This window comes from Psychrobacter aquaticus CMS 56, from assembly GCF_000471625.1.
Classification (GTDB): Bacteria; Pseudomonadota; Gammaproteobacteria; order Pseudomonadales; family Moraxellaceae; genus Psychrobacter; species Psychrobacter aquaticus.
Genome location: NZ_AUSW01000014.1, coordinates 76,003 through 102,289 on the forward strand (window position 1 = coordinate 76,003; position 26,287 = coordinate 102,289).

The 26,287-nt window shown below is 43.7% G+C and carries 40 protein-coding genes, 1 tRNA gene and 1 pseudogene; 35 read left to right on the top strand and 7 right to left on the bottom strand.

What is annotated here, in order from left to right:
- Positions 1–45 precede the first annotated feature (45 nt).
- Entirely contained in the window at positions 46–261 is a 216-nt protein-coding gene (locus tag M917_RS03320) for a hypothetical protein (protein ID WP_021813355.1), read from the bottom strand.
- 343 nt (positions 262–604) lie between these two features.
- Here M917_RS03320 and M917_RS03325 point away from each other — a divergent pair, with 343 nt between their 5' ends.
- Entirely contained in the window at positions 605–841 is a 237-nt protein-coding gene (locus M917_RS03325; RefSeq protein ID WP_021813356.1) for a hypothetical protein, read from the top strand.
- A gap of 146 nt (positions 842–987) precedes the next feature.
- Here M917_RS03325 and M917_RS14590 read toward each other — a convergent pair.
- Positions 988–1,200, bottom strand: a pseudogene (locus tag M917_RS14590) (Arm DNA-binding domain-containing protein); the annotation flags it as partial.
- Between the two features lie 115 nt (positions 1,201–1,315).
- Here M917_RS14590 and M917_RS14185 point away from each other — a divergent pair.
- Complete coding sequence (locus tag M917_RS14185; protein WP_021813358.1) at positions 1,316–1,453, top strand: hypothetical protein; 138 nt, start codon at positions 1,316–1,318, stop codon at positions 1,451–1,453.
- 9 nt (positions 1,454–1,462) lie between these two features.
- Here the strand turns inward: M917_RS14185 and M917_RS03330 are convergent.
- From M917_RS03330 to gatC, 4 genes are all read right to left on the bottom strand, one after another.
- A tRNA-Pro gene (locus tag M917_RS03330) sits at positions 1,463–1,539 on the bottom strand.
- Between the two features lie 123 nt (positions 1,540–1,662).
- Positions 1,663–3,189, bottom strand: a complete 1,527-nt coding sequence (gene gatB, locus M917_RS03335; RefSeq protein WP_021813359.1) for an Asp-tRNA(Asn)/Glu-tRNA(Gln) amidotransferase subunit GatB — start codon at positions 3,187–3,189, stop codon at positions 1,663–1,665.
- Positions 3,189–4,685 (bottom strand): Asp-tRNA(Asn)/Glu-tRNA(Gln) amidotransferase subunit GatA, encoded by a 1,497-nt coding sequence (gatA, locus tag M917_RS03340; RefSeq protein ID WP_021813360.1) that lies wholly within the window; start codon positions 4,683–4,685, stop codon positions 3,189–3,191. The genes gatB and gatA overlap by 1 nt, the downstream gene beginning before the upstream one ends.
- Positions 4,686–4,755: 70 nt before the next feature.
- Positions 4,756–5,070 carry an Asp-tRNA(Asn)/Glu-tRNA(Gln) amidotransferase subunit GatC gene (gatC, locus tag M917_RS03345; RefSeq protein WP_021813361.1) on the bottom strand — a complete coding sequence of 105 codons (315 nt, stop codon included), beginning with the start codon at positions 5,068–5,070 and terminating at the stop codon, positions 4,756–4,758.
- Between the two features lie 587 nt (positions 5,071–5,657).
- Here gatC and M917_RS03350 point away from each other — a divergent pair.
- The 33 genes from M917_RS03350 to rplQ all read left to right on the top strand — a co-directional run bounded on the left by M917_RS03350 (position 5,658) and on the right by rplQ (position 25,414).
- Positions 5,658–6,695 carry a rod shape-determining protein gene (locus M917_RS03350; protein ID WP_040641831.1) on the top strand — a complete coding sequence of 346 codons (1,038 nt, stop codon included), beginning with the start codon at positions 5,658–5,660 and terminating at the stop codon, positions 6,693–6,695.
- A 184-nt stretch (positions 6,696–6,879) separates the two neighbouring features.
- Positions 6,880–7,740, top strand: a complete 861-nt coding sequence (gene mreC / locus M917_RS03355) for a rod shape-determining protein MreC (protein WP_021813363.1) — start codon at positions 6,880–6,882, stop codon at positions 7,738–7,740.
- A 135-nt stretch (positions 7,741–7,875) separates the two neighbouring features.
- A complete protein-coding gene (mreD, locus tag M917_RS03360; protein ID WP_021813364.1) occupies positions 7,876–8,361 on the top strand; it encodes a rod shape-determining protein MreD in 486 nt (161 codons plus the stop codon).
- 124 nt (positions 8,362–8,485) lie between these two features.
- A complete protein-coding gene (locus M917_RS03365) occupies positions 8,486–9,136 on the top strand; it encodes a Maf family protein (protein ID WP_021813365.1) in 651 nt (216 codons plus the stop codon).
- A gap of 161 nt (positions 9,137–9,297) precedes the next feature.
- Positions 9,298–10,893 (top strand): Rne/Rng family ribonuclease, encoded by a 1,596-nt coding sequence (locus M917_RS03370; RefSeq protein ID WP_021813366.1) that lies wholly within the window; start codon positions 9,298–9,300, stop codon positions 10,891–10,893.
- Positions 10,894–11,299: 406 nt separating this feature from the next.
- Positions 11,300–11,611 (top strand): 30S ribosomal protein S10, encoded by a 312-nt coding sequence (rpsJ, locus tag M917_RS03375; protein ID WP_010196670.1) that lies wholly within the window; start codon positions 11,300–11,302, stop codon positions 11,609–11,611.
- 49 nt (positions 11,612–11,660) lie between these two features.
- Positions 11,661–12,299 carry a 50S ribosomal protein L3 gene (gene rplC, locus M917_RS03380; protein WP_021813368.1) on the top strand — a complete coding sequence of 213 codons (639 nt, stop codon included), beginning with the start codon at positions 11,661–11,663 and terminating at the stop codon, positions 12,297–12,299.
- A 14-nt stretch (positions 12,300–12,313) separates the two neighbouring features.
- Positions 12,314–12,916: a 50S ribosomal protein L4 gene (gene rplD / locus M917_RS03385; RefSeq protein WP_021813369.1), complete on the top strand. Its 603-nt coding sequence runs from the start codon at positions 12,314–12,316 to the stop codon at positions 12,914–12,916.
- Complete coding sequence (rplW, locus tag M917_RS03390) at positions 12,913–13,263, top strand: 50S ribosomal protein L23 (RefSeq protein WP_040641832.1); 351 nt, start codon at positions 12,913–12,915, stop codon at positions 13,261–13,263. Before rplD ends, rplW begins: the two co-directional genes overlap by 4 nt.
- 11 nt (positions 13,264–13,274) lie before the next feature.
- Positions 13,275–14,102, top strand: a complete 828-nt coding sequence (rplB, locus tag M917_RS03395; RefSeq protein ID WP_021813371.1) for a 50S ribosomal protein L2 — start codon at positions 13,275–13,277, stop codon at positions 14,100–14,102.
- 12 nt (positions 14,103–14,114) lie between these two features.
- Complete coding sequence (gene rpsS, locus M917_RS03400; protein WP_021813372.1) at positions 14,115–14,390, top strand: 30S ribosomal protein S19; 276 nt, start codon at positions 14,115–14,117, stop codon at positions 14,388–14,390.
- A 10-nt stretch (positions 14,391–14,400) separates the two neighbouring features.
- Entirely contained in the window at positions 14,401–14,730 is a 330-nt protein-coding gene (gene rplV, locus M917_RS03405; RefSeq protein ID WP_021813373.1) for a 50S ribosomal protein L22, read from the top strand.
- 3 nt (positions 14,731–14,733) lie between these two features.
- Complete coding sequence (gene rpsC, locus M917_RS03410; RefSeq protein WP_021813374.1) at positions 14,734–15,462, top strand: 30S ribosomal protein S3; 729 nt, start codon at positions 14,734–14,736, stop codon at positions 15,460–15,462.
- Between the two features lie 3 nt (positions 15,463–15,465).
- Positions 15,466–15,879, top strand: a complete 414-nt coding sequence (rplP, locus tag M917_RS03415; protein WP_010196693.1) for a 50S ribosomal protein L16 — start codon at positions 15,466–15,468, stop codon at positions 15,877–15,879.
- The gene (gene rpmC / locus M917_RS03420) at positions 15,879–16,076 is read left to right on the top strand and encodes a 50S ribosomal protein L29 (RefSeq protein WP_010196696.1); all 198 of its coding nucleotides are present in this window, start codon (positions 15,879–15,881) and stop codon (positions 16,074–16,076) included. Before rplP ends, rpmC begins: the two co-directional genes overlap by 1 nt.
- Positions 16,073–16,348 (top strand): 30S ribosomal protein S17, encoded by a 276-nt coding sequence (gene rpsQ / locus M917_RS03425; protein ID WP_021813375.1) that lies wholly within the window; start codon positions 16,073–16,075, stop codon positions 16,346–16,348. The genes rpmC and rpsQ overlap by 4 nt, the downstream gene beginning before the upstream one ends.
- Positions 16,349–16,529: 181 nt before the next feature.
- Positions 16,530–16,898: a 50S ribosomal protein L14 gene (gene rplN / locus M917_RS03430; protein ID WP_010196702.1), complete on the top strand. Its 369-nt coding sequence runs from the start codon at positions 16,530–16,532 to the stop codon at positions 16,896–16,898.
- Positions 16,899–16,906: 8 nt separating this feature from the next.
- Positions 16,907–17,224, top strand: coding sequence for a 50S ribosomal protein L24 (gene rplX / locus M917_RS03435; RefSeq protein WP_021813376.1), 318 nt, complete (start codon positions 16,907–16,909; stop codon positions 17,222–17,224).
- A gap of 21 nt (positions 17,225–17,245) precedes the next feature.
- Positions 17,246–17,782: a 50S ribosomal protein L5 gene (rplE, locus tag M917_RS03440; RefSeq protein WP_021813377.1), complete on the top strand. Its 537-nt coding sequence runs from the start codon at positions 17,246–17,248 to the stop codon at positions 17,780–17,782.
- Positions 17,783–17,794: 12 nt separating this feature from the next.
- A complete protein-coding gene (gene rpsN, locus M917_RS03445) occupies positions 17,795–18,100 on the top strand; it encodes a 30S ribosomal protein S14 (protein ID WP_021813378.1) in 306 nt (101 codons plus the stop codon).
- Positions 18,101–18,111: 11 nt separating this feature from the next.
- Complete coding sequence (rpsH, locus tag M917_RS03450; RefSeq protein WP_021813379.1) at positions 18,112–18,510, top strand: 30S ribosomal protein S8; 399 nt, start codon at positions 18,112–18,114, stop codon at positions 18,508–18,510.
- A 175-nt stretch (positions 18,511–18,685) separates the two neighbouring features.
- A complete protein-coding gene (gene rplF / locus M917_RS03455; RefSeq protein ID WP_021813380.1) occupies positions 18,686–19,219 on the top strand; it encodes a 50S ribosomal protein L6 in 534 nt (177 codons plus the stop codon).
- A gap of 11 nt (positions 19,220–19,230) precedes the next feature.
- Positions 19,231–19,581 (top strand): 50S ribosomal protein L18, encoded by a 351-nt coding sequence (rplR, locus tag M917_RS03460; protein ID WP_021813381.1) that lies wholly within the window; start codon positions 19,231–19,233, stop codon positions 19,579–19,581.
- Between the two features lie 2 nt (positions 19,582–19,583).
- The gene (gene rpsE / locus M917_RS03465; protein ID WP_010196711.1) at positions 19,584–20,099 is read left to right on the top strand and encodes a 30S ribosomal protein S5; all 516 of its coding nucleotides are present in this window, start codon (positions 19,584–19,586) and stop codon (positions 20,097–20,099) included.
- Between the two features lie 20 nt (positions 20,100–20,119).
- Entirely contained in the window at positions 20,120–20,299 is a 180-nt protein-coding gene (gene rpmD / locus M917_RS03470; protein WP_010196714.1) for a 50S ribosomal protein L30, read from the top strand.
- Positions 20,299–20,739: a 50S ribosomal protein L15 gene (gene rplO, locus M917_RS03475; RefSeq protein ID WP_021813382.1), complete on the top strand. Its 441-nt coding sequence runs from the start codon at positions 20,299–20,301 to the stop codon at positions 20,737–20,739. Before rpmD ends, rplO begins: the two co-directional genes overlap by 1 nt.
- A 19-nt stretch (positions 20,740–20,758) precedes the next feature.
- Positions 20,759–22,090 carry a preprotein translocase subunit SecY gene (gene secY, locus M917_RS03480; protein ID WP_200861737.1) on the top strand — a complete coding sequence of 444 codons (1,332 nt, stop codon included), beginning with the start codon at positions 20,759–20,761 and terminating at the stop codon, positions 22,088–22,090.
- Positions 22,091–22,121: 31 nt separating this feature from the next.
- A complete protein-coding gene (rpmJ, locus tag M917_RS03485; RefSeq protein ID WP_010196721.1) occupies positions 22,122–22,238 on the top strand; it encodes a 50S ribosomal protein L36 in 117 nt (38 codons plus the stop codon).
- 251 nt (positions 22,239–22,489) lie between these two features.
- Positions 22,490–22,846, top strand: coding sequence for a 30S ribosomal protein S13 (gene rpsM / locus M917_RS03490; RefSeq protein WP_021813384.1), 357 nt, complete (start codon positions 22,490–22,492; stop codon positions 22,844–22,846).
- Between the two features lie 20 nt (positions 22,847–22,866).
- Positions 22,867–23,256 carry a 30S ribosomal protein S11 gene (gene rpsK / locus M917_RS03495; RefSeq protein WP_010196728.1) on the top strand — a complete coding sequence of 130 codons (390 nt, stop codon included), beginning with the start codon at positions 22,867–22,869 and terminating at the stop codon, positions 23,254–23,256.
- A 48-nt stretch (positions 23,257–23,304) separates the two neighbouring features.
- On the top strand, positions 23,305–23,946 hold the full coding sequence (gene rpsD / locus M917_RS03500; protein ID WP_021813385.1) for a 30S ribosomal protein S4: 642 nt from the start codon (positions 23,305–23,307) through the stop codon (positions 23,944–23,946).
- A gap of 81 nt (positions 23,947–24,027) precedes the next feature.
- The gene (locus M917_RS03505; RefSeq protein ID WP_021813386.1) at positions 24,028–25,035 is read left to right on the top strand and encodes a DNA-directed RNA polymerase subunit alpha; all 1,008 of its coding nucleotides are present in this window, start codon (positions 24,028–24,030) and stop codon (positions 25,033–25,035) included.
- A 19-nt stretch (positions 25,036–25,054) separates the two neighbouring features.
- Entirely contained in the window at positions 25,055–25,414 is a 360-nt protein-coding gene (rplQ, locus tag M917_RS03510) for a 50S ribosomal protein L17 (RefSeq protein WP_021813387.1), read from the top strand.
- 85 nt (positions 25,415–25,499) lie between these two features.
- Here the strand turns inward: rplQ and M917_RS03515 are convergent, their stop codons facing one another.
- Positions 25,500–26,120: an L-threonylcarbamoyladenylate synthase gene (locus M917_RS03515; RefSeq protein WP_021813388.1), complete on the bottom strand. Its 621-nt coding sequence runs from the start codon at positions 26,118–26,120 to the stop codon at positions 25,500–25,502.
- Positions 26,121–26,287 lie beyond the last annotated feature (167 nt).

The following is a 26,287-nucleotide window of genomic DNA, read 5'->3' on the forward strand; positions in this document are numbered from 1 at the left end:
ATCTAATGGTAAAGCTTTTACCCTAACGGTTCACCTACTAAAAGTCTAGTTATGGTAAGTATCAGTCAGGGCAGTGCGCACGCTGTCGTTATGAGGAAGGGCAATAGTAATGTGATAAATATAGATGCTGATATCAGGCGGTGAGAGTAGGTAGGGCAATAAAACACCAAGCATCGTTTTAAGTAAAAAACGCTGCCAACTTTGTGTTTTGCTGAGTTGGTTTTCAGGTGGCTGTTGCGAGTTCTGGTTTAGGTGAGTCATTTGTTTAGCTCCATGTAGTGTATTGAGCCGTAACGGACGCTACGGCTTACATGGGCTATGTTATGAGTTAGGCGTTTATCGCAGTTTTATGTGGTTGATATAGTCCATCATGCCCGCCTAAACGGTGTCTTACTACTTGCAAACGTGCATCGGGTCGCTGCCACAGTTGCATTAGCTATGTGTAGTAGTTAGATCCTATGAAAAACCTACAATAGTTATGTTTGTTATCCCCCACTTACCGTTTAGTAAAGACTTTCTACCGACCATGCCTTTGGCTATTGTATGTTATAAGAAATCTAGGCATTTTATAGACATTTGTAGTCTAAAACACAGGGAGCAAAGTATGATAAATACTGGTGATCAATTAATGTGTACGAATGGCAATGCTTTTTTTGTAGAAGGACAGATTTATACAGTTGGTAATATCGTGAACAAGAAGTTTTTTGAAATATATATAGACAATGGCGAGTACTGGTACGCCACAAAAGACAGCAACGGTATATACGTACGCTTTAACTCTCTACAAGGTAAAGTGAGTGATGCTCGGTTTGTCAAAGTAGAGTTTCAAGCGCGTGCCTAAGCATACGCTACACCCGTGCACGTACTGTTGTAATAAACTGCCTCGTTACTTATTAAGAAATTACCTTGCGCGTGCGCGTACTGCTCCATAAAGTCGCTCTTTTTATGGACTCCGAAAACTAGGCAACGGCAAGATCACGGCAAGTTTTAAGCCAGCATTGCATGGTATGTGATTTGGTTTTTCTTGTCAGCTTGTGTCTTTTTTTTATCGTCTTTTAGGCTGATACCATCAGCTATTAATCTTTTGGTCTCAATATTGCGCTGGCGTGCATTTTGTAGGCTCATTACTAGATAAGTGCCAATAGTGAGGGTTTGCTGTTTACCTTGCCAGCGGTAGGCGCTGATCCATGACTTAATGCCCGTATAACGAACCCATCATTGCAGCCCGTTATCATCACTGTGTTTGTCAGGTCGTTTTGTATCAATCGAGGTGGGGCTAGGGGTCAGCTTGTTGATACTGGTATGGGTTAGGGGCATGGGTCTATCTATTGTTGGTATTGTTGGTACTGCTCAATACCAACATTCTCTATGGAACGCCATACACCTACAAAGTAGTGAAAACCTGAAAAACGCCCAAAATAAAGGGCAGACGGTCAATGACAGTCTACCCTAATATTATATTTGGTCGGAACGGCAGGATTTGAACCTGCGACCACTACACCCCCAGTGTAGTGCGCTACCAGACTGCGCTACGCCCCGAATGACTGACTATTTTACGCAAAATTTGGCACATTGCAAGGGCTATTTATTTTAACCAAAATCTATAACCCTAATTGACATATCACAGTCAGCATAACCAATCAGCAATTAACCTAGTAGCAGTTAACCCAATAGCTCTTTTAGGATTTGGTTGACTTGCTGCGGGTTGGCACTACCGCGACTGGCTTTCATCACCTGTCCGACCAAGCCATTAAAGGCTTTTTCTTTACCGCCGCGATACTCTTCAACCATCGCTTCATTTTTAGCGATAACCTCTTCAACGATTGCCTTAATAGCACCCGTATCGGTTTCTTGCTTGAGGCCTTTTTCTTCGATGATTTTATCTGCCGCATCATCAGCATCGCCGCCTTCACGCTCATATAACGCAGTGAAGACTTTTTTGGCCATTTTACCCGACAGCGTGTCATCATTGATACGCTTAAGTAGCCCTGAGAGTTGTTTGGCACTGATAGGGGCATCAATGATGTCCGTATCGTCCTTATTAAGGGCACCCAGTAGCTCGCCCATCACCCAGTTACCAGCCATTTTTGCGTGGGTTTCGCCCACATCAGCGACGACATCTTCGAAGTAATCGGCAAGTTGACGACTACCCGTCAGGATGCGTGCGTCATATTCTGAAAGACCCAGCGCCTCTTCAAAGCGGGCACGACGAGCAACTGGCAGCTCCGGCATGGCCGCTTTAATCGCGTCAACCGTGTGCTGCTCGATACGCACAGGCAGCAGGTCAGGATCAGGGAAGTAGCGATAGTCGTTAGCATCTTCTTTGGTACGCATGGTACGAGTTTCATCACGCTCTGGGTCATACAGCATCGTTGCCTGCACGACCTTACCACCTTCTTCGATAATGTCAATTTGACGCTCGATTTCACGATTGATCGCGCGTTCGATAAAGCGGAACGAGTTCAAGTTTTTTAATTCAGTACGTGTACCAAGCTCATCGCCAGGCCGGCGCACAGAGACGTTACAGTCACAGCGGAATGAGCCTTCAGCCATGACTGCATCTGAGATGCCGAGCCACGTGACCAGTTGATGGATGGCCTTAATATAAGCAAGCGCTTCATGGGCTGAGCGCATATCTGGCTCGGATACGATTTCGATTAGTGGCGTGCCAGCACGGTTGAGATCGACGCCAGTCATACCATCGATGGCATCATGTATGGATTTGCCCGCGTCTTCTTCTAAATGCGCGCGGGTGATACCCATACGTTTTGGATATTCGTTCTTGTCCCCTTCATTGACCACAACATCGATGTACCCTTCGCCAACGATCGGGTTGGCCATTTGGGTGATTTGGTAGCCTTTCGGCAAGTCAGGATAAAAGTAATTTTTGCGGTCAAATGTATTAAACAAACCCAATTCAGCATTGACACCAATGCCGAATTTTAGGGCGCGATCAACCACACCAGCATTTAGAACTGGCAACACACCAGGCAAACCCAAATCGACGATACTGGCCTGGCTATTTGGCTCATGACCGAAGTCAGTGGGAGCACTTGAAAATATTTTACTTTCAGTATTGAGCTGGCAGTGAATCTCGATACCGATGACCACTTCATAGCCATCGACGAATAGCTCTTTACGCACGGTATGCTCGCGGACGGCATTGTTATCAGTAGTAGCTGTACTCATTATACCGTCTCCTTCGCGATGGTAGAGTGTTGTAAATGATGGTCGGTATGCTGCTGGAACAGATGCGCAGTCGTGAGCAATTGACTCTCTTGCCAATGTTTACCGATCAATTGCAATCCAATAGGTAGGCCCTCCAAGGTCAGGCCAACTGGCTGACTGAGAGCAGGTAGACCCGCTAGGTTGACCGCGATGGTATAAACGTCACCCAAGTACATCGTTGCAGGGTCAAGGTTGTCACTGAGCTTGTAAGCCGCCGTCGGTGCAGTTGGACTAGCAATCACATCGCAGCTGGCAAACGCTTCATCAAAGTCTTTGACAATTAAGCGGCGTATTTTTTGTGCTTTAGTATAGTAAGCATCAAAGTAGCCAGCCGAGAGAGCATAAGTTCCCGTCAAGATACGGCGCTGTACTTCAGGGCCAAAGCCTTCAGAACGTGAGCGTGTGTATAGGTCGATAAGGTCGGTTGGGTTTTCACAGCGATAACCAAAGCGCACACCATCGAAGCGTGACAGGTTGGACGATGCTTCTGCTGGTGCCAGCATGTAATAAGTTGCAAGTGTGATTTCAGGATCGGTGATATTCACCTCTACAATCGTTGCGCCCAGCTCTTCATATTTTTTCAACGCGGCACATACTGCTTGCTCAACCTCGGTATCTAGTCCTTTGCTAAAGTATTCCTTAGCGACGCCAATACGCAAGCCGTCGAAGGGTTTATCACCAGCGGCGGCTTCTGCGTCGTTAAGGTCTTGTATGTAATCAGGCTTCTCGTATTGAATAGACGTCGCATCACGTGGATCGTGACCGATCATTGGCTGCAACAGATACGCACAGTCTTTGGCACTGCGTCCCATGCTACCTGCTTGGTCAAGACTTGACGCATAAGCAATCATACCAAAGCGTGACACGCGGCCATATGTCGGCTTGATACCTGTCAAACCACAAAATGAGGCAGGTTGACGAATAGAGCCGCCAGTATCACTGCCCGTTGCGACAGGGATAAAACCTGCGGCGACAGCGGCGGCACTGCCACCAGATGAGCCACCAGGGACACGTTCTAGGTTCCAAGGGTTTTGCACCGTGCCATAGTAAGAGCTGCTGTTGTCTGAGCCCATCGCAAACTCATCCATATTGAGCTTGCCTAAACTAATCATGCCTGCTTTGTCGATATTAGAGACAATAGTAGCGTCATAAGGCGAGACAAAATTATGTAGCATTTTAGAGCCACAAGTGGTCAGCACGCCTTGAGTACAAAAGATGTCTTTATGCGCCATCGGTACGCCTAATAACGGGCGCTGATCGCCTTGCTTACGCATCTCATCCGCCGCTTTTGCTTGCGCTCGTGCGGTCTCAGAGGTATGAGTGATAAAGCTATTGATCTTGCCATCTAGTGCATCGATACGCTTAATATAGTGTTCAGTTAATTCCGCGCTGCTAAACTGTTTGTCTTGCAGGCCAGTAATCAGCTGCTCGGTACTTAATAAATGAAGTTCAGACATAAGGTGTCGTCCGTCAAAATGTTAATAGCATAAAATAAAATGAGATAAAGGCAACAATAGCATCGGCAGGCTATTCAATCACTTGCGGCACCAGATATAAACCATCTTCGACAGCCGGGGCGACTGACTGATTACGCTCGCGATTGATATCGTGGTTGGCGACGTCAGTACGCAACTCTTGGCAAGCTTCGTGGATATTTGCGAGGGGTTTGATGTCTGTGGTATCCACGTTGGATAGGGTGTGCATAAGCTTTAATACTTTACTGATATCGCCAGCATAGCTATCGGCAGTACTTTCATCGACACCCAAGCGTGCAAGATTGGCAACTTCTAGGATTTCTTCACGGCTGACAGTGTTGTCAGACGTTGCTGGTTGCTGAGACATAGTTTCTCCAGTTAAGGACAGTTTTTGTTAGAGTAGGTGGCTAAGAAAAATAAAATACGCAAGTACTAAAATAAAATGGGATATAGAATTGTCTTATTATAAAGCATCTGTCCCAAGTTTACAGAGTGTGACACTCGATTGATGCACAATATCAACCAAGACAGAAGGATTTGCAAAATTGACCGTATAATTCACGATTGAATCTCAATTGCTCACCCATTACGTTACGAAATACGTTACAGTATGCACCTGCTGTAAAGCAAAATCATTGTCTGCCTGTAGACTCTTGTTAGTTATTGAATCAAACGATGTTTCATTGAGTTGAATGGTCGTTGCTGCTATTTCAAACTTTGTAACAACTTTTAGCGTTTAAGACCAAAATCCTTGCTTACTGATGCAAATATCTGTGTTTTTTTTGAGCTAAATCGGTATAATTTAGCTCAGTTTTACCATTTCATCATTATTGCTTAGGTTTGACTTGTTGTGAAGTTTAACTTTCACCACAAGTAGTGTCTATCGACGACCTGCTCAACACTGACGAGTAACGCCTCAGTCAATCTCATTCGCTCATTCGTAAGACGCTGGATATATTAGTCATGAACCTGTTTGGATTTTTATCAAATAATATCGCTATCGACCTCGGTACTGCGAACACCCTTATTTTTATTCCTAATAAAGGCGTCGTACTTGACGAGCCTACGGTGGTGGCGCTACGAAGTAATCGCACTCAAAACCCGACCGTTGCTGCTGTCGGTCTTGATGCCAAGCAAATGCTTGGTCGTACGCCTGCCAATATTACGGCTATTCGCCCACTAAAAGATGGCGTGATTGCTGATTTTGAAGTGACGCAAAAAATGCTAAAGCACTTTATTGGTAAGGTAAAAGCCAAGCGTTTTATGGCGCAGCCTAACGTAGTGGTTTGTGTTCCTTGTAAGTCTACGCTGGTTGAGCGTAAAGCGATTCGTGAGGCAGTATCGTCAGCAGGCGCGAGTAAAGTACTATTGTTAGAAGAGCCAATGGCAGCGGCAATCGGTGCGGGCTTACCAGTTCATGAAGCCAGTGGCTCTATGGTGGTTGATATCGGTGGTGGTACGACTGAGATTGCGGTTATCGCGCTATCTGGTTGCGTCTACGCAGAGTCGATTCGTATCGGTGGTGATATGTTTGATGAAGCTATTATTACGCATGTACGCCGTACGCATGGTTGTGTCATTGGTGAGACGACGGCTGAGCGTATCAAAAAAGAAGTGGGCTCTGCCTTAAATGAAGACAGTCAGCTAGAAGTCGAAGTGCGTGGTCGTAGCATGGCAGAAGGTGTGCCAAAAACCTTTATCGTGAAATCAGAAGAAGTGCAAAAAGCATTGAGCGACCCGTTGAGTGGGATTGTTAGCGCGGTAAAAGCGGCACTCGAGCAAACACCTCCAGAGCTGTCATCAGACATCGCTGAGCGCGGCATCGTGTTGACTGGCGGCGGTGCGCTATTACGTGATTTAGACAAATTGATTTCGAGAGAGACAGGTTTACCTGTGACTGTCGCTGAAGACCCACTGACTTGTGTCAGCCGTGGCGGTGGTATCGCGCTTGATTTCATTAACAACAAAAGCCTAAATATGATTTTTGTGTAGACTGTTTTGATTTAATACGGACTCAGGCCAATAAACCCGTACTAGATTATGATGAGCATAAAATGCCAGCCTAAAAAGATATAAAATTAAAGGTAGCCCGTCGCGCTGCCTTTAATCACATTAGTAAGTGCCAGAACCCATTATTGGCTATGGATTGTTTTATAACCTCTGAATTAGACGACTTATGACCCCAAGTATTTTTGCGCGCCAGCCATTATCACTTCGTAAGACTGTTATCGTATTAATAGCAGCCTTGATACTGATGTGGTTCGATAGCAAAAACTCACAATGGTTTAATCCGGTACGCAACACCAGCCATGCAGCCATGCAGCCTATTTATGAGTTGTCATTGTTACCTAGCTATGCCAAGCATTGGGTGAGTGGCAGCTTGCAATCTAAAGAAGCATTGCGCCGCGAAAACATACAGCTAAAGTCACAGTTGATTCACGCGCAGGCTAAGCTGCAACAGCAAGACTATATCTTGGCACAAAATGCGCGTCTGCAAGGTATTTTATCAACCACCAAGCCTGAGCAGTTTGATCTGAATCTAGCACAAGTTATTGGCACAGATACCAATTTGCTCAGACAGATTGTGGTGCTGAATAAAGGCGCGCAAGATGGGGTACAAGTGGGACAAACGGTCATTGATGAAAAAGGTATTTTGGGACAAATCATTAATGTTTATCCCAATACCAGTCGATTGCTATTGATTACCGATGAACAGCAATCGGTTGCAGTTACTGTCAAACGTACGGGCCAACGTGCTATCGTGACGGGGCAAGGCATACCAACGTCATTGAGTCTCGATTATGTTTTCAAAACCTCAGACGTGCGCGTGGGTGATGAGCTGGTATCATCAGGATTGGGTGGCCGTATCCCAGCAGGTTATCGTGTCGGCCGTATCGCCAAGATTGAAGATGTACAGGCCGCTAACTTTAGAAGTATAGAAGTGACACCAGCGGCAAACTTTATCGATAATGCTTATGTATTGGTGCTCCAAGATAAGCTAGTGAATAAAAACAACCTTGCTATCGCTGAGCGTTGATCAAGTAGTCGCATAGTTATCTAGTAGCAAGCGTAGCAAGCCTATCTACACTTCTTCAGCCACAGCGCTTATCCTATTAATGAATGCTTAATCATGCTTTAATAGCCGCCGTTAACACTCGCTAAGGTAGTAATCATGTCGTATCCTGACTCTGAGAATGCACCGGTACTTTTGATTGCTACCATTATTCTCAGTTTTGTCGTTGCTTCATCACTTAACGTTTATCCACTAAGTCCTAGCATGGCAACATTGCGGCCGATGGTCATGATGATGGTACTGACTTTTTGGTTGTTATTTCAGCCGCGTTATGTTGGTGTTTTTACGGCATTTACCATTGGTCTTATTGCCGATTTGCTAATGGATACTCACTTGGGACAGCAAGCCTTTGCTGCCGTGATAGTTGCATTTCTTATCAAAATCACCAGTATTTATGTCAGACAATTAAATACCCTTAGTGCATGGTTAATCGCAAGTTCTGGATTGGTCGTCTTTCAATTGATTTTATGGATACTACAGATGTTTATCCAAAACGTCTTTATCGGCCAATCCGCCTTATCATTATTGATGAGTATCCTAAGCTGGCCGCTGGTACTATTTACTTTGCGAAAATTTGTACGTTAATGATGGATACTGTTATAGCAACAGTTTTTAAAGCAGTTACTGTCATTAACAGCTTACTTTGATTTGCCCATTTGCAAAATTTTGCAATAAAAAACACCTCAATTTATATACTAAGAGAATAGCGATGGATATTATTTTAGCGTCCAGTTCACCGCGCCGTCGCGAGTTACTGGCAAGCGCGCAACTGGATTTTAGTACCTTAAATGTGGATATCGATGAAACGCCGTATGATAATGAATCGCCAAAAGACTATATTGAGCGCATGGTCGCTACCAAAGCAAAAGCAGCGATACAACAGTTAAATGATCTACTTCAAACGAACAAAGACAATTTTTCTGAACCACTTATTGTTTTAACCTCAGACACTATTGGAGTGCTACCAGATGGCAGGACGGTGCTCGTAAAACCAATGGACCGCGAACACGCTTATAGCATGTGGCAGCAAATGTCTGACAGTGTCCACGAAGTGTGGACGGCGGTTCAGGCGACCCAAGTAGCATTACGACCCAAATTGGCTCAGACACCAAACCACAAGCAAACGTTACAAGTTGTCAAACAACAGCAAATCACTGAACGCACAGAAGTGACCTTTATTCCGCTGACAGCAGCAATGATGAGTGACTATTGGGACAGTGGCGAACCTGCCGATAAAGCGGGTGGTTATGGCATTCAAGGTTTGGGTGCTGCTTGGGTTAGCCGTATCAATGGCAGCTATACCAATGTCGTGGGATTGCCTCTGGCGCAGACAGTGGCGTTAATTAAAGAAATGAGATAGGTGGATGTAGCGGCTATCAGTACATTAGAGACGATTTGCTTATTTTCTGCACATAATGACACGGTAGGATAATGGGCAAGAGCAAGTGGCATTTGTTACACTGTCAAGAGAATAGGCGACGAACGCCTCACAAAAAGCTGAGAGATAAGAGAAAAAATATTATGTCCGAAGAGCTGCTGATTAACATTAGTCCAATGGAATCCCGAGTCGCAGTGTTAGACAACGGTATCTTGGGCGAGATTTATATTGAACGTCATCATAAATTGGGTTTGGTTGGCAATATCTATCTAGGGACAGTCGTTCGTGTCTTACCTGGTATGCAGGCTGCATTTGTTGATATCGGTCAATCGCGGACAGCATTTCTACATGTCAATGATATGCAACGTGAGCCTCGTCCAGTATCAGAAAGCAAAAACACAACGACCACCACAGATATTGATAAGAATAGCGAGGCTATAGACGATTTAGTCAAAAATTTAGCGGTCGCACCACCTGTGGTTAGTGCACAAAGTACCGAGGTTGTGCCTATTTCCAAAACGCTCATTCAACATCGTCTACACGAAAGCCAGCGTATTTTAGTACAAGTGACCAAAGATCAGTTGGGTAGTAAAGGGGCTCGCTTAACCACTAATATATCGCTGCCGTCGCGTTATTTGGTTTATTTACCATCGAGTGAACATATCGGCATATCACAGCGCATTGATGGGGAAGAGGAGCGCACTCGTTTAAAAACAGAGCTGAGCAGTTTGATGCAGACGGTCAATCTAAAGGGTGGTCTCATTGCTCGTACCGCCGCAGAGCATGTCTGTGTCGATAAGCTAGAAGAAGATATTTATTACCTATTGCAACTTTGGCGTACCATCTGTGCTCGTCGCCAAGAAATCAACCATCATCAAAGCTCAGAGCTCATTTATCAAGAGTTGTCATTGCCGCTGCGTTCCATTCGTGATTTGGTACATTCTGATACCGAAAAAGTCGTTATCGACAATATACAAATTTATGAACAAATAAGATATTTTGCCAAAGAATTTGTTCCGTTTATCTATGATCGAATCGTGCATTATACCGCAGAGCAATCGTTATTTGATGTTCACCGCGTCGAAGATGACTTGCGTGATGCGCTAAAACGCCGCGTAGACCTAAAGTCGGGTGGTTATCTGATTATTGATCAAACAGAAGCGATGACTACCATTGATGTCAATACAGGCTCTTTCGTAGGTGGGCGTTCATTAGAGGACACTGTTTATAAAACCAATCTAGAAGCTACTCATGCCATTGCCCGTCAATTGCGTCTGCGTAACCTAGGCGGTATTATCATCCTAGACTTTATTGATATGTTGGAGCAACAGCACAAAGACGATGTGCTTGAGAGTCTGCAATCACAGCTGGCACAGGATTATGCCAAGACCAAAATCACACAAGTGAGTGAGCTGGGCTTGGTAGAGATGACACGCAAACGCACACGTGAATCTTTAGGGCAGCAACTTTGTGAACCATGCTCAACGTGTCAAGGGCGCGGCTTTGTAAAGACGGCAGAGACCGTCTGTTTTGAGATATTCCGTGAGATTATGCGCTGTGCTCGCACGTATAACTCTCCAAAGAAATTCACCGTCGTCGCTCATGCTGCTGTCATTGATTTATTGTTAACGTCAGAGTCGGATACCGTGGCAGACCTAGAGTACTTACTGGGTAGAGTGATTACTTTTGATGTTGAAAATTTATATACTCAAGAGCAATATGATATCGTTTTAGACTAATATTTTGCGCCTCATTAATGAGTCTAAATACAGTTATCATAAGTAAATGAAGTAATATACAGAGACTAATACTTTAAAGCGCTTTTAGATTGCTCTTGCAATGCACAAAATACTATGTATAATATACACCACTGAATTATATATGCGCAGCCGACTAAAAAAGCTGGCGCTATTACAGCTAGAGCATCGTTTCTAGCACTATTTCATTATGCCTTTGCTGACATCCATTATAGGAGAGTCGGCGGGGCTTTAAACTATTTTACTTTTGGCACGCTATAAGTTCGGATAAAGAACTCATTCTGGTTAAGAACAGAAGGCCGCTTTAAGTGAATATTTAACCAAACTGCTTTTGATCATGATCTTGCAACGCAAGAATGATGAAAGCACATATTAGGAGCTTGCTGGCATGGCTAACCAGAGAATCCGTATCCGTCTTAAGTCTTTTGATCATCGTCTGATTGATCAATCTGCACAAGAGATTGTTGATACTGCAAAGCGCACCGGTGCGCAAGTTTGTGGTCCTGTACCGTTGCCGACTCGCATTGAGCGCTTCAACGTTCTAACTTCACCACACGTTAATAAAGACGCTCGTGACCAGTACGAAATCCGTACTCATAAGCGTATGGTTGATATCGTTCAGCCTACTGACAAAACTGTGGATGCGCTAATGAAATTAGATTTAGCGGCGGGTGTTGACGTCCAAATTGCTTTGGGTTAATGCACATTACACACCCAACCCATTAATATAAGATATAAAGAGGTCTAAAATGGCGATCGGTTTAGTCGGTAAAAAATGCGGCATGACCCGTGTCTTCACTGAAACAGGTGCATCTATCCCTGTGACAGTGGTTGAGATTGATGCAAACCGTATCACTCAAGTGAAAAATACTGATGTAGATGGCTACCAAGCCATCCAAATTACCACAGGTACCCGTCGTGACAGCCGCGTAACAGCCGCACAAAAAGGTCACTTCGCTAAAGCTGGTGTTAAAGCTGGCCGTGGTGTTTGGGAATTCCGTGCTAATGAGAGCGATCTTGAAGGTCGTGAAATTGGTGGCGAAATCCTAGCTGACTTGTTCGAACAAGGTCAGATGGTTGATGTGACAGGAAACAGTAAAGGTAAAGGTTTCCAAGGTCCTGTAAAGCGTCACAACTTTAGTATGCAAGATGCTACTCATGGTAACTCAGTGTCTCATCGCGCGCATGGTTCAACTGGTCAAAACCAGTCACCAGGTAAAGTATTCAAAGGCAAAAAGATGGCGGGTCAGATGGGTAACAAACGTGTTACTGTTCAAGGCCTAGAAGTGATTTCGGTTGATGCCGAAAAAGGGTTACTTGTCATCAAGGGTGCTATCCCAGGTGCCACCGGTGGCGATGTTATCGTACGTCCGTCAGTCAAAGCCTAAGCAAGGGGATTAACGTGGATTTAAAAACAGTTACAGGTGCGGCGGTTGAGCTTTCTGATACGGCATTTGGTCGTGAATTCAACGAAGCACTAGTGCATCAAGTCGTCACCGCTTATTTAGCTGGTGCTCGCCAAGGTACACGCGCACAAAAAACCCGTGCCGAAGTTTCTGGCGGTGGTATTAAGCCATGGCGCCAAAAAGGTACTGGTCGCGCTCGTGCGGGTTCTATACGTAGCCCAATCTGGCGTTCAGGTGGTCGAGCATTCGCTGCAAAACCACAAGATTGGTCACAGAAAGTAAACCGTAAAATGTATCGCGGTGCGATGCAGTGTATCCTAGCCGAATTGATTCGCCAAGAGCGTTTGATTTTGGTGGAAGAGTTGAGCGTTTCTGGGCCGAAAACCAAAGAACTGATTGCAAAGCTAAATGAGCTTGGTGCACCTCGTGCACTAATCGTTACTAAAGAAGTTGACGAAAACTTATACTTAGCCGCTCGCAACATTCCACATGTCAATGTACTTGGTACAAGTGAAGTGGATCCAGTGAGCCTGATCGCATTTGATAAAGTGATCATGTCAGTTGAAGCTGCGAAACAATTTGAGGAAGCACTAGCATGAACAACGCAAGACTTTATCAGGTCTTAAGAGGGCCTGTATTCTCAGAGAAATCTCAAATGCTTGGCGACTCACTGGGTGTGCAAGTATTTAAAATTGATTCTAATGCTACTAAGCTTGAAGTCAAAAAAGCAGTTGAGTTGATGTTTGAAGGTGTTGAAGTCACTAAGGTGAACACTTTGAATGTTAAAGGTAAGACAAAGCGTTTTGGTAAAAGCATCGGCCGTCGTAACGACTATAAAAAAGCCTATGTTACCTTAAAAGCTGGTCAAGATGTACAAATGGCTGATGCTGGTGAAGAGGTCGCAAATACGACTGCTTCTACTAGTGAAACAGCGAATAACGAATAAGGATTACACTCATGCCTATCGTAAGAGCAAAGCCAACATCACCAGGCCGTCGTTTTGTTGAAAAAGTGGTGCATCCACACCTTTACAAAGGTCGTCCTTATGCAGCGCTTCTAGAATCAAAAAGTAAGTCAGGTGGTCGTAACAATAATGGCCGTATCACTACTCGTCACATTGGCGGTGGTCATAAGCAACATTATCGCATTATCGACTTTAAACGTACTAAAGACAATATCCCAGCAACGGTAGAGCGTATTGAATACGATCCTAACCGTACTGCACATATTGCATTACTTAAGTATGCTGATGGCGAACGTCGTTACATTATCGCTGCTAAAAAGCAAGCAGTTGGCGATACAGTAATGTCAGGCGAAACATCTCCAATTCGTCCAGGTAACTGCTTACCGCTAAAAAACATCCCATTGGGTACTGTGATTCACAATATCGAGCTCAAAATCGGTAAAGGTGCACAGATGGCTCGCTCTGCGGGTGCTAGCGTTCAGCTACTAGGCCGTGACGGTATCTATGCTATTCTACGTATGCGCTCTGGCGAAACACGCCGTGTACACGTAAATTGCCGTGCTGTTATTGGTGAAGTTTCTAACACTGAAAACAACTTGAAATCACTTGGTAAAGCTGGTGCTTCACGTTGGCGTGGTGTTCGTCCTTCAGTTCGTGGTGTCGCTATGAACCCGGTTGATCACCCACATGGTGGTGGTGAAGGTCGTAATAAAGGTCGCCATCCAACCAGCCCTTGGGGTCAGAAGTCTAAAGGACTTAAAACGCGTCATAATAAGCGTACTGACAACATGATCATCCGCCGCCGCGCCAAGAAGAAATAAAGGAAGAATTTCATGCCTCGTTCATTGAAAAAAGGTCCATTCATAGACGCGCACTTATTTGCCAAAGTTGAGAATGCATTAGACACCAACTCACGCAAGCCAATTAAGACTTGGTCGCGCCGCTCAATGATTTTGCCACAAATGGTTGGCCTAACTTTATCTGTTCACAATGGCCGTACTCATGTACCGGTTATCGTAAGCGAGCAGATGGTTGGTCATAAACTAGGTGAATTTGCCCCGACTCGTACGTATCGTGGTCATGGCATTGACAGAAAAGCTAAGAAATAAGGTGCTTACCATGGAAGTAACTGCAAAATTACGCGGTGCCGCCATTTCGGCACAAAAAGTTAGACTCGTTGCTGATGAAGTTCGTGGCAAATCTATTGAGCGTGCTTTGGATATCCTAACGTATAGTAATAAAAAAGGCGCTGTATTTGTTAAGAAATGTCTTAACTCAGCCATCGCCAATGCCGAACACAATCACGGCCTAGATATTGACGACCTAAAAGTCGCTACTATCTATGTTGATGAAGGCATTACGCTAAAACGTATCCTACCACGTGCCAAAGGTCGCGCTGATCGTATCAGCAAGCGTACTTGTCACATCACTATAAAGGTAGGGGAATAAGTTATGGGACAAAAAGTACATCCAATCGGAATTCGTCTTGGTGTTGTAAAAAAGCATAATGCAAATTGGTATGCTAACCCTAAACAATACTCAGAATACCTAATTAACGACATTCAAGTTCGTGAATATCTGCGCAAGAAACTTGATAGTGCTATGATTAGCAAGATCATGATTGAGCGTCCTACTGGTGCTGCTAAGATTACCATCGCCACTGCGCGTCCTGGTATCGTTATCGGTAAGAAAGGCGAAGATATCGAAAGACTTCAGAAAGAATTGACCAAAATTATGGGCGTACCTGCTCAGGTCAACATTGAAGAAATCACCTCGCCTGATCTTGATGCTCATTTAGTAGCGGAAGGCATTGCAAGTCAGCTTGAGCGTCGTGTTATGTTCCGCCGTGCGATGAAGCGTGCAGTACAGAACAGCATGCGTTCTGGTGCTAAAGGTATTAAAGTTGAGCTGTCTGGCCGTCTTGGCGGTGCTGAGATTGCTCGTACTGAATGGTACCGTGAAGGTCGTGTGCCACTGCATACACTACGCGCTGATATCGACTATTCGTCAGTACGTGCGGAAACCACTTACGGCACCATCGGTGTAAAAGTTTGGATCTTCCGTGGCGAAATCCTTGACGGCATGAACAGTGTATACAATCCCGTCAAAGAAGAGCAGGCTCGTGCGCCAAAACGCCGTGGTCGTGGAAACGGAAACCGTCGAAACACAGACAGAGGTTAAACTATGTTACAGCCAAAACGTACCAAGTTTCGTAAAATGCACAAAGGTCGTAACACTGGGCTAGCTCATCGTGGAAGCACCGTTGCATTCGGACAAATTGGTCTAAAATCGTTGACTCGTGGTCGTATGACTGCCCGTCAAATTGAAGCAGCACGTCGTACCATCACTCGTAAAATCAAGCGTGGCGGTAAGATTTGGATTCGTGTATTCCCAGACAAACCAATTACCAACAAACCATTAGAAGTACGTATGGGTAAAGGTAAAGGTCCTGTTGAATATTGGGTATGCGAAATCAAACCTGGTAAAGTGCTATATGAAATTGAAGGGGTGCCAGAAGAGCTTGCTCGCGAAGCCTTCACGCTTGCTGCAGCAAAACTGCCCTTTAAAACTACCATTGTTAAGCGGACGATAATGTAATGAAGATCAGTGAATTACGTGATAAATCATTAGAAGAACTGACCCAGTTACTTGATGAAAAGCAACTTGATGCTTTCCGTATTCGTATGGCTAAAGCAACCGGTCAGTTGGGTAATACCCATGAAGTCAGAGGCAATCGTCGCACGATTGCTCAGATTCAGACTTTGATTAACGAGAAACAACGAGGCGACTCATGAGCGATAACAATCAAACAGCTACCAATGCTAGCGTATTGACAGGACGAGTTGTCAGCGACAAGATGGACAAGTCCATCACAGTTTTGATTGAGCGTCTGGTTCGTCATCCTTTGTATGGCAAACAGCTTCGTCGTTCTACAAAAATCAAAGCACATGATGAGAATAATGTTTGCCAACAAGGCGATCTTGTCCGCATCAAAGAAACGCGTCCAATCTCAAAAACCAAGTCATGGACTTTGGTTGACGTGGTTGAAAAAGTAGAAAAAATCTAAGTAAATTGCATTAAAAGCCAGAAGCTGTTAAAATAGCCGCCTTTTTAAGGATGCTGATTGCGCCGAGCGTATATCACTTACATTAAGAGTAGTAGCGGTTATTATTATTGAAATGCCGACTACTCATACTGTGCTAGCGGCAGCAACTGGTTTTTATTGCTCATACGTGTGGAGTAACGCTATGATTCAGGTTGAATCGATGCTGGAAGTTGCAGATAATAGCGGTGCAAGACGAGTTCAGTGCATTAAAGTACTGGGTGGTTCTCATCGTCGTTATGCATCAGTTGGCGACATTATCAAAGTAACGGTTAAAGAAGCCATTCCTCGCGGTCGTGTTAAAAAAGGCGACGTGATGAATGCTGTAGTTGTACGTACCAAAAAAGGCGTTCGTCGCCCTGATGGTTCTGTTCTGCGTTTTGACGACAATGCTGCTGTATTGTTGAACCAAAATAAAGCACCGATTGCAACTCGTATTTTTGGACCGGTAACTCGTGAACTACGTGGTGATCAGTTTATGAAAATTGTATCACTAGCACCAGAAGTATTGTGAGGTAATCCATGTCAAAATTACGTAAAGGCGATACAGTTATCGTGATTGCTGGGAAAGACAAAGGCAAGCAGGGTACTGTACAAGCTGTAAAAAATGATCGTATTAAAGTTGAAGGCATTAACATTGTCACAAAACATAAGAAGCCAAATCAGGCGACTGGTGTTGAAGGCGGCATTCTTAAGCAAGAAGCTTTTTTACATATCTCAAATGTCGCAATATTAAATGCGCAAACCCAAAAAGCAGACCGTATTACTTATCAGTTTGGCGAAGACGGCAAGAAACAACGCGTCTATCGTTCAAGCGGTGAAGTAGTGGCGACTGCGTAAGACACTAAGGGTGTAATGGTAATGGCAAGATTAAAATCTTTATATAACGATGAACTAAAGCAGCAAATCAAAGAAGAGCTTGGTTTAGCAAATGTGATGCAAGTGCCTAAAATCACTAAAATCACACTAAACATGGGTGTAGGCGGCGCGTCTCAAGACAAGAAATTGCTTGAAGGTGCAGTAGCTGACATGACCGCTATCGCTGGTCAAAAACCTGTCGTCACCAAAGCGCGTAAATCAGTTGCTGGCTTTAAGATTCGTGAAGAATGGCCAATTGGCTGTAAAGTAACGCTACGCGGTGAGCAAATGTACGAATTTTTAGATCGTCTCATTGCCATTGCAATTCCTCGTATTCGTGATTTCCGCGGTTTTTCACCTAAAGCCTTTGACGGACGTGGTAACTACTCTTTGGGTATCAAAGAACAAATCGTATTCCCAGAAGTAGATTTTGACAAGATTGATCGTATTCGCGGTATGGATGTGACAATCACCACGTCAGCTGGTACTGATGAAGAAGGTCGTGCGTTGCTTAAAGCATTCGGCTTCCCATTTAAATAAGGTAAAGACGTTATGGCAAAGAAGAGCATGATTAACCGCGAATTAAAGCGCGAAAAAATGGTTGCTAAATACGCGGATAAGCGTATCAAGCTAAAAGAAACTATCAGTGATATGACTGCAAGTGACGAAACTCGTATGGAAGCAATGTTAGAGCTACAAGCTCTTCCACGCAACTCATCACCAGTACGTCTGCGTAATCGTTGTGCTATCACCGGTCGTCCTCACGGTTACTTCCGCAAGTTTGGCTTATCACGCAATATGTTGCGTGAGCGTGTCATGCAAGGCGATGTGCCTGGTGTTCGTAAAGCAAGCTGGTAAGGGGTAACTATATGAGTATGCAAGATACCGTTGGGGATATGCTAACCCGTATTCGTAACGCACAAATGGCTAACAAAGTATCGGTAGCAATGCCGAGCTCTAAATTACGTAAATCAATTGCTGATTTGCTAGTTAGCGAAGGTTATGTGGCGAGCGCTGTTGTTAAAGAAGAAGACAACAACAAAGCAACCCTATCTATCGAATTGAAATATTTCGAAGGCAAAGCTGTCATCGAAACGATTCAACGTTTTAGCCGTCCTGGTTTACGCCAGCATCGCGGTAAAGACGCTATCCCTACTGTTAAACAAGGTATGGGTGTTGCTATCGTATCAACTAGCCAAGGTATCATGAGTGATCGTGCTGCACGCGCTGCTGGTATCGGTGGTGAAATCGTCGCATTTGTAGCGTAAGCTATACGATGATAAAGTCTATTTGATAGTTGTTAGACTTCTATTAATTGAGTGATGATAAATTATTTCAAATTGATAGGTGTCTAACGCGGTCAACTATGCTAAACTAACACGCTTTTTAGCCTGTTAGTTTTTTCGCTAATATAAAGAAGTTAATTTTTTAAGGAATATTCCTATGTCTCGTGTGGCTAAAGCCCCAGTGACACTGCCAAACGGCGTAAGTGTTACTTTGAACGATCGGCAGGTCGAAGTGAAAGGCAAGAACGGTAATTTGTCTTTACGCCTGCATGAATTGGTCGAGCTGAAACAGGAAGATGATGCGATCATTTTCTCACCTACAGTCGATTCAAAAGAAGCTATGATGCACACTGGCACCATGCGCGCCCTGTTAAACAATTATGTTACAGGTGTAAATGAAGGCTTTGAAAGACGTCTTCAGTTAATTGGTGTTGGTTATCGCGCACAAGTTGCTGGTAATAAGGTAACTTTGAACGTTGGTTACTCTCATCCAGTAGAATATACGTTGCCTGAAGGTGTGTCAGCTGAAACCCCAACGCAGACTGAAATTGTTTTGAAATCAAACAATAAACAGCAGCTTGGTCAAGCAGCGGCTAATATCCGTGGTTTCCGCCCACCTGAGCCTTATAAAGGTAAAGGTATTCGTTATAGTGACGAACATGTGATTCGCAAAGAAGCTAAGAAAAAATAAGGTGAGTTGAAATGTTTGATAAAAAAGCAGCTCGTCTGCGTCGAGCTAAGAAAACCCGCGCGCATATCCGTTTCTTAGGCGTTCATCGCTTAACGGTTACTCGCACGCCAAAACATATCTATGCCCAGATTATCTCTCCTACCGGTGGTGAAGTGATTGCTCAGGCATCTACCTTAGACGGCAGCTTGCGCTCAGGCGCGACTGGCAATGCTGATGCAGCAACGTCTGTGGGCCAAATGATCGCAGAACGCGCAAAAGCAGCTGGTATCACTAAAGTTGCCTTTGACCGTAGTGGTTTTAAATATCATGGTCGAGTTAAAGCTTTAGCAGAAGCTGCTCGCGAAAATGGATTGGAGTTTTAATCATGGCTAGAAATGATAAAAATGATAAAAATGAGCAGACTGACGGTTTAGTAGAACGCTTAGTTACCGTTGATCGCGTTGCAAAAGTTGTTAAAGGTGGTCGTATTTTCTCTTTCACTGCGTTAACCGTAGTGGGCGATGGCAATGGTCGTGTTGGTTTTGGTCGCGGTAAAGCACGTGAAGTGCCAGCAGCTATCCAAAAAGCACTAGAAGCTGCCAAACGTAATATGATTACTGTTGAACTAAATGATGCAACTTTGTATCATCCAATCAAAGCACGTCATGGTGCTAGTAAAGTTTATATGCAGCCTGCATCTGAAGGTACTGGCGTAATCGCTGGTGGCGCAATGCGTGCTGTATTAGAAGTTGCTGGTGTCAAAGATGTTTTGACTAAATGTTATGGTTCTACCAATACTGCTAACGTTGTTCGCGCAACGTTTAACGGTTTACGTGATATGTCAACTCCAGAAAAGATGGCAGCTAAACGTGGTAAATCTGTAGACGAAATCTTGGGTTAACTTAGACTAGGTGAGTTACGATGAAAAAAATGAAAGTCACTCAATTTAAATCGGGTGCCCATCGCCTAAAGAGCCACAAAGCGAGCTTGAAAGGATTGGGTTTACGCCGTATTAATCATACTGTTGAAGTAGAAGATACTCCTTCAACCCGTGGTATGGTCAATCGCGTTAACTACATGGTAAAAGTGGAGGAAGCGTAATGGGTCTTAGATTAAATGAATTATCACCAGGTGTTGGCGCAAAGAAAACTGCCCAACGTCGTGGTCGTGGTATCGGTTCAGGTCTTGGTAAGACTGGTGGTCGTGGTGTAAAAGGTCAGAAATCTCGTTCAGGTTCTAGCATTCGCTCAGGATTTGAAGGTGGTCAAATGCCCTTATATCGCCGTCTACCAAAATTTGGTTTTACCAGTAAAATGGCTATGAAGACTGCTGAAGTGCGTCTTTCTGAACTGAATCAAATTGAAGGTGATGTGGTTAGCCTTGAAACACTTAAAGCTGCCAATCTTATCCGTCATGATATGAAGCGTGCCCGTGTTATGTTGTCAGGCGAAGTCACTAAAGCTTATACTTTTAAAGGTATTAAAGTGACTAAAGGTGCCAAGCAAGCAATCGAAGCTGCTGGTGGTAGCATCGAGGAGTAGTAACGTGTCAAAACAATCAATGTCATCGGCTGGTATACCGCTTAATCCATTTGCATTCATACGTAAATATGACGAATTATGGACGCGTTTATTATTCTTAATCGGCGCATTGATTGTTTATCGTTTAGGGTCACATATTCCAGTACCGGGTATTAACCCAGTTAATTTGGCTGATCTGTTTTCGCGCAACGAAAATACCATCTTGAGCATGTTTAACATGTTCTCAGGTGGTGCACTAGAGCGTATGTCCATTATGGCACTTGGCATTATGCCATATATTTCAGCATCGATTATTGTACAAATGATGTCTGCAGTATTGCCTTCACTTGAAGCCCTCAAAAAAGAGGGCGAAGCGGGACGACGTAAGCTAAACAAGTATACCCGTCAGGGAACACTTGCGTTAGCTCTAGTACAGTCATTAGGAATGTGTGCTGGCTTAATCAGCCAAAATCTTACCTTATCTTCTGGTCTTACTTTTTATATTCCAGCCGTTACTTCATTAGTAGCGGGCGCAATGTTCTTAATGTGGCTTGGAGAGCAAATTACAGAACGTGGCGTTGGTAATGGTATCTCAATGCTCATTTTTGCGAGTATTGTGGCTGGTACGCCAGGTATGATTTCGCAGTCTATCGAACAAGTCAATCAAGGTCAGATGAACTTGATTGTGTTATTTATTTTTGTGCTACTAGGTATCGCGGTTACTGCTGGTATTGTTTATATCGAACGTGCTCAGCGCCGTGTTCCCGTAAATTATGCGCAAAAACAACAACAAGGTCGCAAAATTTATGCTCAACAGCAATCTCATTTGCCGTTGAAGCTTAATATGGCAGGAGTTATCCCAGCCATTTTTGCCAGCTCTTTATTGTTGTTTCCTGCAAGTTTAGGGCAGTGGGTTGGTCAATCGACTGATCCCACCTTTACACAAAAAATATTACAAAATATGGCACTGGTATTGTCTCCAGGACAACCGCTATATTTAGTATTGTTTGGTGCGATGATTATTTTCTTCTGTTATTTCTATACGGCATTGGTATTTAGTCCGCGAGAAGTAGCTGAAAACCTTAAGCGCAGTGGTGCGTATATTCCAGGTATTCGCCCCGGACAACAAACTCAGCGTTACCTCGATCATGTATTAAACCGACTGACCTTTATTGGCGCGATGTATATGACGGTTATTTGTTTAATGCCAATGGTCGTTCAGTCATCGTTTGGTGTGCCGTTTCAACTCGGTGGTACGTCTTTACTGATCATGGTGGTTGTGGTAATGGATTTCATCTCGCAAATTCAAGCGCATTTGATGACCCATCAATATCATGATCAGACGTTAATTCAAACGCCCACTCAACCTTAAATGAGCGGTGTGATATTCCAAGGAGCATGCTATGAAAGTTCAAGCATCAGTTAAAAAGATTTGTGGTAGCTGTAAAGTTGTGCGCCGTAAAGGCCGTGTACATATTATTTGTACTGCAGAACCTCGCCACAAGCAACGCCAAGGTTAATATTTAGTATCAGAGTTTTTCAACTTTTGTTACTATTTAAATTAATACTTGAAAAATAAAGGCGGATGGGATATCATCCGCCACTTGCCGTGTTTATGCAGAATTACTTATAATATTATCAATGGATAGGTTTGTAACCAAGTCAAAACAGTGATAGTAATTATAAGAGCTCTAGTATTAACAGCAACAAATCTGAAAAATAATGCCTTATTGATAAATAACGCTTATTTTTCTTTAATGGAGAGAAATCAATGGCTCGTATTGCCGGCGTAAACATTCCGGATAATAAGCATGCTGTTATTTCACTAACTTACATCTTTGGTGTAGGTCGTACCACTGCTCAGAAAATCTTAGAAGCAGTTGGCATTGCCCCTACTACTAAAGTTAGTCAGTTAGATGATACACAGTTAGATGCTATCCGTGCACAAGTTGCAAATTACATGACTGAAGGTGACCTTCGTCGTGAAGTTTCAATGAATATTAAGCGTTTAGTTGATCTTGGTTGTTACCGTGGCATTCGCCATCGTCGTAACCTACCAGTTAGAGGTCAGAACACCAAGAACAACGCTCGTACTCGCAAGGGTCCGACACGTCCTCTCAAAAGATAATTAACTTAGGAAGCTAAAAGATGGCAAAAGACACTCGCAGTCGCAAAAAGGTGGCTCGTCGTTCAGTATCGGAGGGCATAGCCCATATCCATGCGTCTTTTAATAACACCATTGTTACGATTACCGATCGTCAAGGTAATGCATTGGCTTGGGCCACTTCAGGTGGACAAGGCTTCCGTGGTTCACGTAAATCTACACCATTTGCAGCTCAGGTTGCAGCTGAAGTCGCTGGTAAAGCGGCTCAAGAATACGGTGTTAAGAATATCGACGTTTTGGTCAAAGGACCAGGACCGGGTCGTGAGTCTGCGGTAAGAGCACTAGGTGCATTGGGTTATAAAGTTAACAGCATCTCTGATGTAACCCCAATCCCACACAATGGTTGCCGTGCGCCGAAAAAGCGCCGCGTCTAATATTAAAGACGAAGCTTTTTATCCCAAAAGCTTATAGGAGACATAACAATGGCCCGCTATATTGGACCAAAACTCAAATTATCACGTCGTGAAGGAACAGACTTAGGTCTTAAGTCTGGCGTTAAACCATACGACGTAAAAACGAAAAAAGCTGGTCGTCCACCAGGTCAACACGGTGTAAGCCGTAACAAGACCTCAGAATATGCTCTACAGCTGCGTGAAAAGCAGAAAGTTAAGCGTATCTATGGTGTACTAGAGCGTCAGTTCGCTAATTACTATAAAGAAGCTGCTCGTAAGCGCGGTGCTACTGGTGAAAACTTACTAGCAATGCTTGAGAGCCGTCTAGACAACGTGGTATATCGCATGGGCTTTGGCTCAACTCGCGCTGAAGCACGTCAGCTAGTCAGTCATCGTACTGTTATGGTAAAAAAAGCTGGTCGTGATGAGTTTGTTCGTGTGAACATTCCATCAATTCAGCTTCAAGATGGTGATGTCATCGCTATTCAAGAGAAGTCTCGCGAACAGCTACGTATCAAAAACGCTATTGAACTAGCGACACAACGTGGTATTCCAGAATGGCTTGATGTTGATCACAGCAAATTACAAGGTACGTTCAAGAACGCGCCTGATCGTATTGATCTACCTGCTGAAATCAACGAAAGTTTGATCGTTGAGCTATACTCTAAGTAAATGACGTAATGCTCGATGCTATAAAAATAGCATTGAGCAATTAACGTTAATTAAACCAGTTTAATAAATCGAGGTGACATCATGATGCTAAATGCAACTGAGTTTCTAACGCCGAATGCCATTAATGTGGATACGGTTAATGAAACGATTGCGAAAGTCACGCTCGAACCGTTAGAACGCGGCTTTGGGCATACCCTAGGTAATGCTCTGCGTCGCATCTTGTTATCTTCATTACCTGGTGCTGCAGTCATTGAAGCTGAGATTGATGGTGTTGACCATGAATACTCAACGCTTGAAGGACTACAAGAAGATGTACTTGACTTGCTTTTGAACCTAAAAGGTTTGGCAATTACGCTTCATGACCAAAATGAAGTATTTTTGACCTTGGATAAACAAGGTCCAGGCACTATTACTGCTGCAGACATCGCGTTACCGCACAATGTTGACATCATCAATCCAGAATTGGTCTTGGGTACATTGAGCGATCGTGGTCATCTTAAGATGCGTTTGCGTGTAGTGATGGGTCGTGGATATGAGCCAGCAAACCAGCGCCGTGAAGATGGTGACACTAAAGCAATTGGACGTTTAAAGCTTGATGCAAGTTTTAGTCCTGTACTTCGTGTTGCTTATCAGGTTGAGAACGCTCGTGTAGAGCAGCGTACTGATCTTGATCGTCTTATCATTGAGCTTGAAACTAATGGCACTATAGATCCAGAAGAAGCAATTCGTAAAGCAGCCACTATTTTACAACAACAGATTTCTATCTTTGTTGACCTAGAAGCTGAAGAAGCGCCTGAGCCTGTGAAAGAAAAAGAAGAGGTTGATCCGGTGCTATTACGCCCTGTGGACGATCTTGAACTAACGGTTCGCTCAGCCAACTGCTTGAAAGCTGAAAACATTTACTATATCGGTGATTTGGTACAGCGTTCAGAGACTGAACTACTAAAAACCCCAAATCTTGGTAAGAAATCATTAACGGAAATCAAAGACGTGTTAGCGTCTAAAGATTTGGAGCTTGGTATGCGCCTAGATAACTGGCCACCAGCTGATTTACGTGTTGATGATCGCTTTTCTTATCGTAGCCGTTAAACTTTAAGGATTTTTGACTATGCGCCATCGTAAGAGTGGAGTCAAGCTGGGTCGTACCGGCAGTCATCGTAAGGCAATGTTTCAGAACATGACCAACTCATTATTTGAGCATGAACTGATTAAAACAACTTTACCAAAAGCTAAAGAATTACGTCGCGTTGCCGAGCCATTGATCACTATGGCTAAAGAAGACAGCGTTGCTAACCGTCGTTTAGCATTCAGTCGTATGCGTAGCAAAGCTATGGTAGGCAAATTATTTGGCACGTTAGGTCCTCGTTACCAGACACGTCCAGGTGGTTATTTGCGTATCGTAAAATGTGGTTACCGTGATGGTGACAATGCGCCAATGGCTTATGTAGAATTGGTTGATCGTGACTAGTTTTACACTGAAAATATAAACTTATAAAAAAGCTCCAATTGAATTGGAGCTTTTTTATGGGCGATTCTTTATTATTTTCTAATCATTATAGTACTAATGAATCGACATTGGCTGCACCTTGTCTTATCACTTCAGGCTGACTGCTGGTCATATCTACAATGGTTGTTAACTTGGTAGTTTTGACACCCGCATTAATCAAACCGTCTATCTGATTGCCCAGTAACTCTTCAATTTCGAATGGATCGTCGATTATATCATCTCTATTAGGTAGTATTAATGAGCTGGTTAAGATTGGTTCATCCATCGCTTCCAAAAGTGCCTGCGCAATAGGATTGCTAGGTACGCGAATACCGATGGTTTTTTTCTTCGCATGAGCAAGTTTTTTTGGTACGTCTTTTGTGGCATTTAGGATGAAAGTAATAGGTGCTGGGGTATGTGCTTTGAGTTGTTTGAATTGTACATTGTCTACACTAGCGTAGTTGGCAATCTCGCTTAAGTCACGGCACAATAAGGTAAACTGGTGTTTGTCATCAAGCTCTCGAATTTGCTTGAGCTTTTCTAATGCGTCTTTTGCACCCAAGCGACAACCAAAAGCATAACTGGTATCAGTGGGATAGATGATTAATAGGTCTTTACGCAATAGATCGGCTGCTTGTTCAATCAGGCGTGGTTGTGGGTTGTCTGGATGGATATAAAGTACTTGCATAATGGTTCCTTATTTTATAGTTATTGGTTTTTAGCCATTAAGATATATGTGCTTTCATGAAATGTATATATCATCATTTAGATGACGATCAATTGCATTTAAGATACCTACCAGTATAGCGTAAAGAAAATATAATTTTAGTGACGTGGCGTTACTGTCCGTTGGGA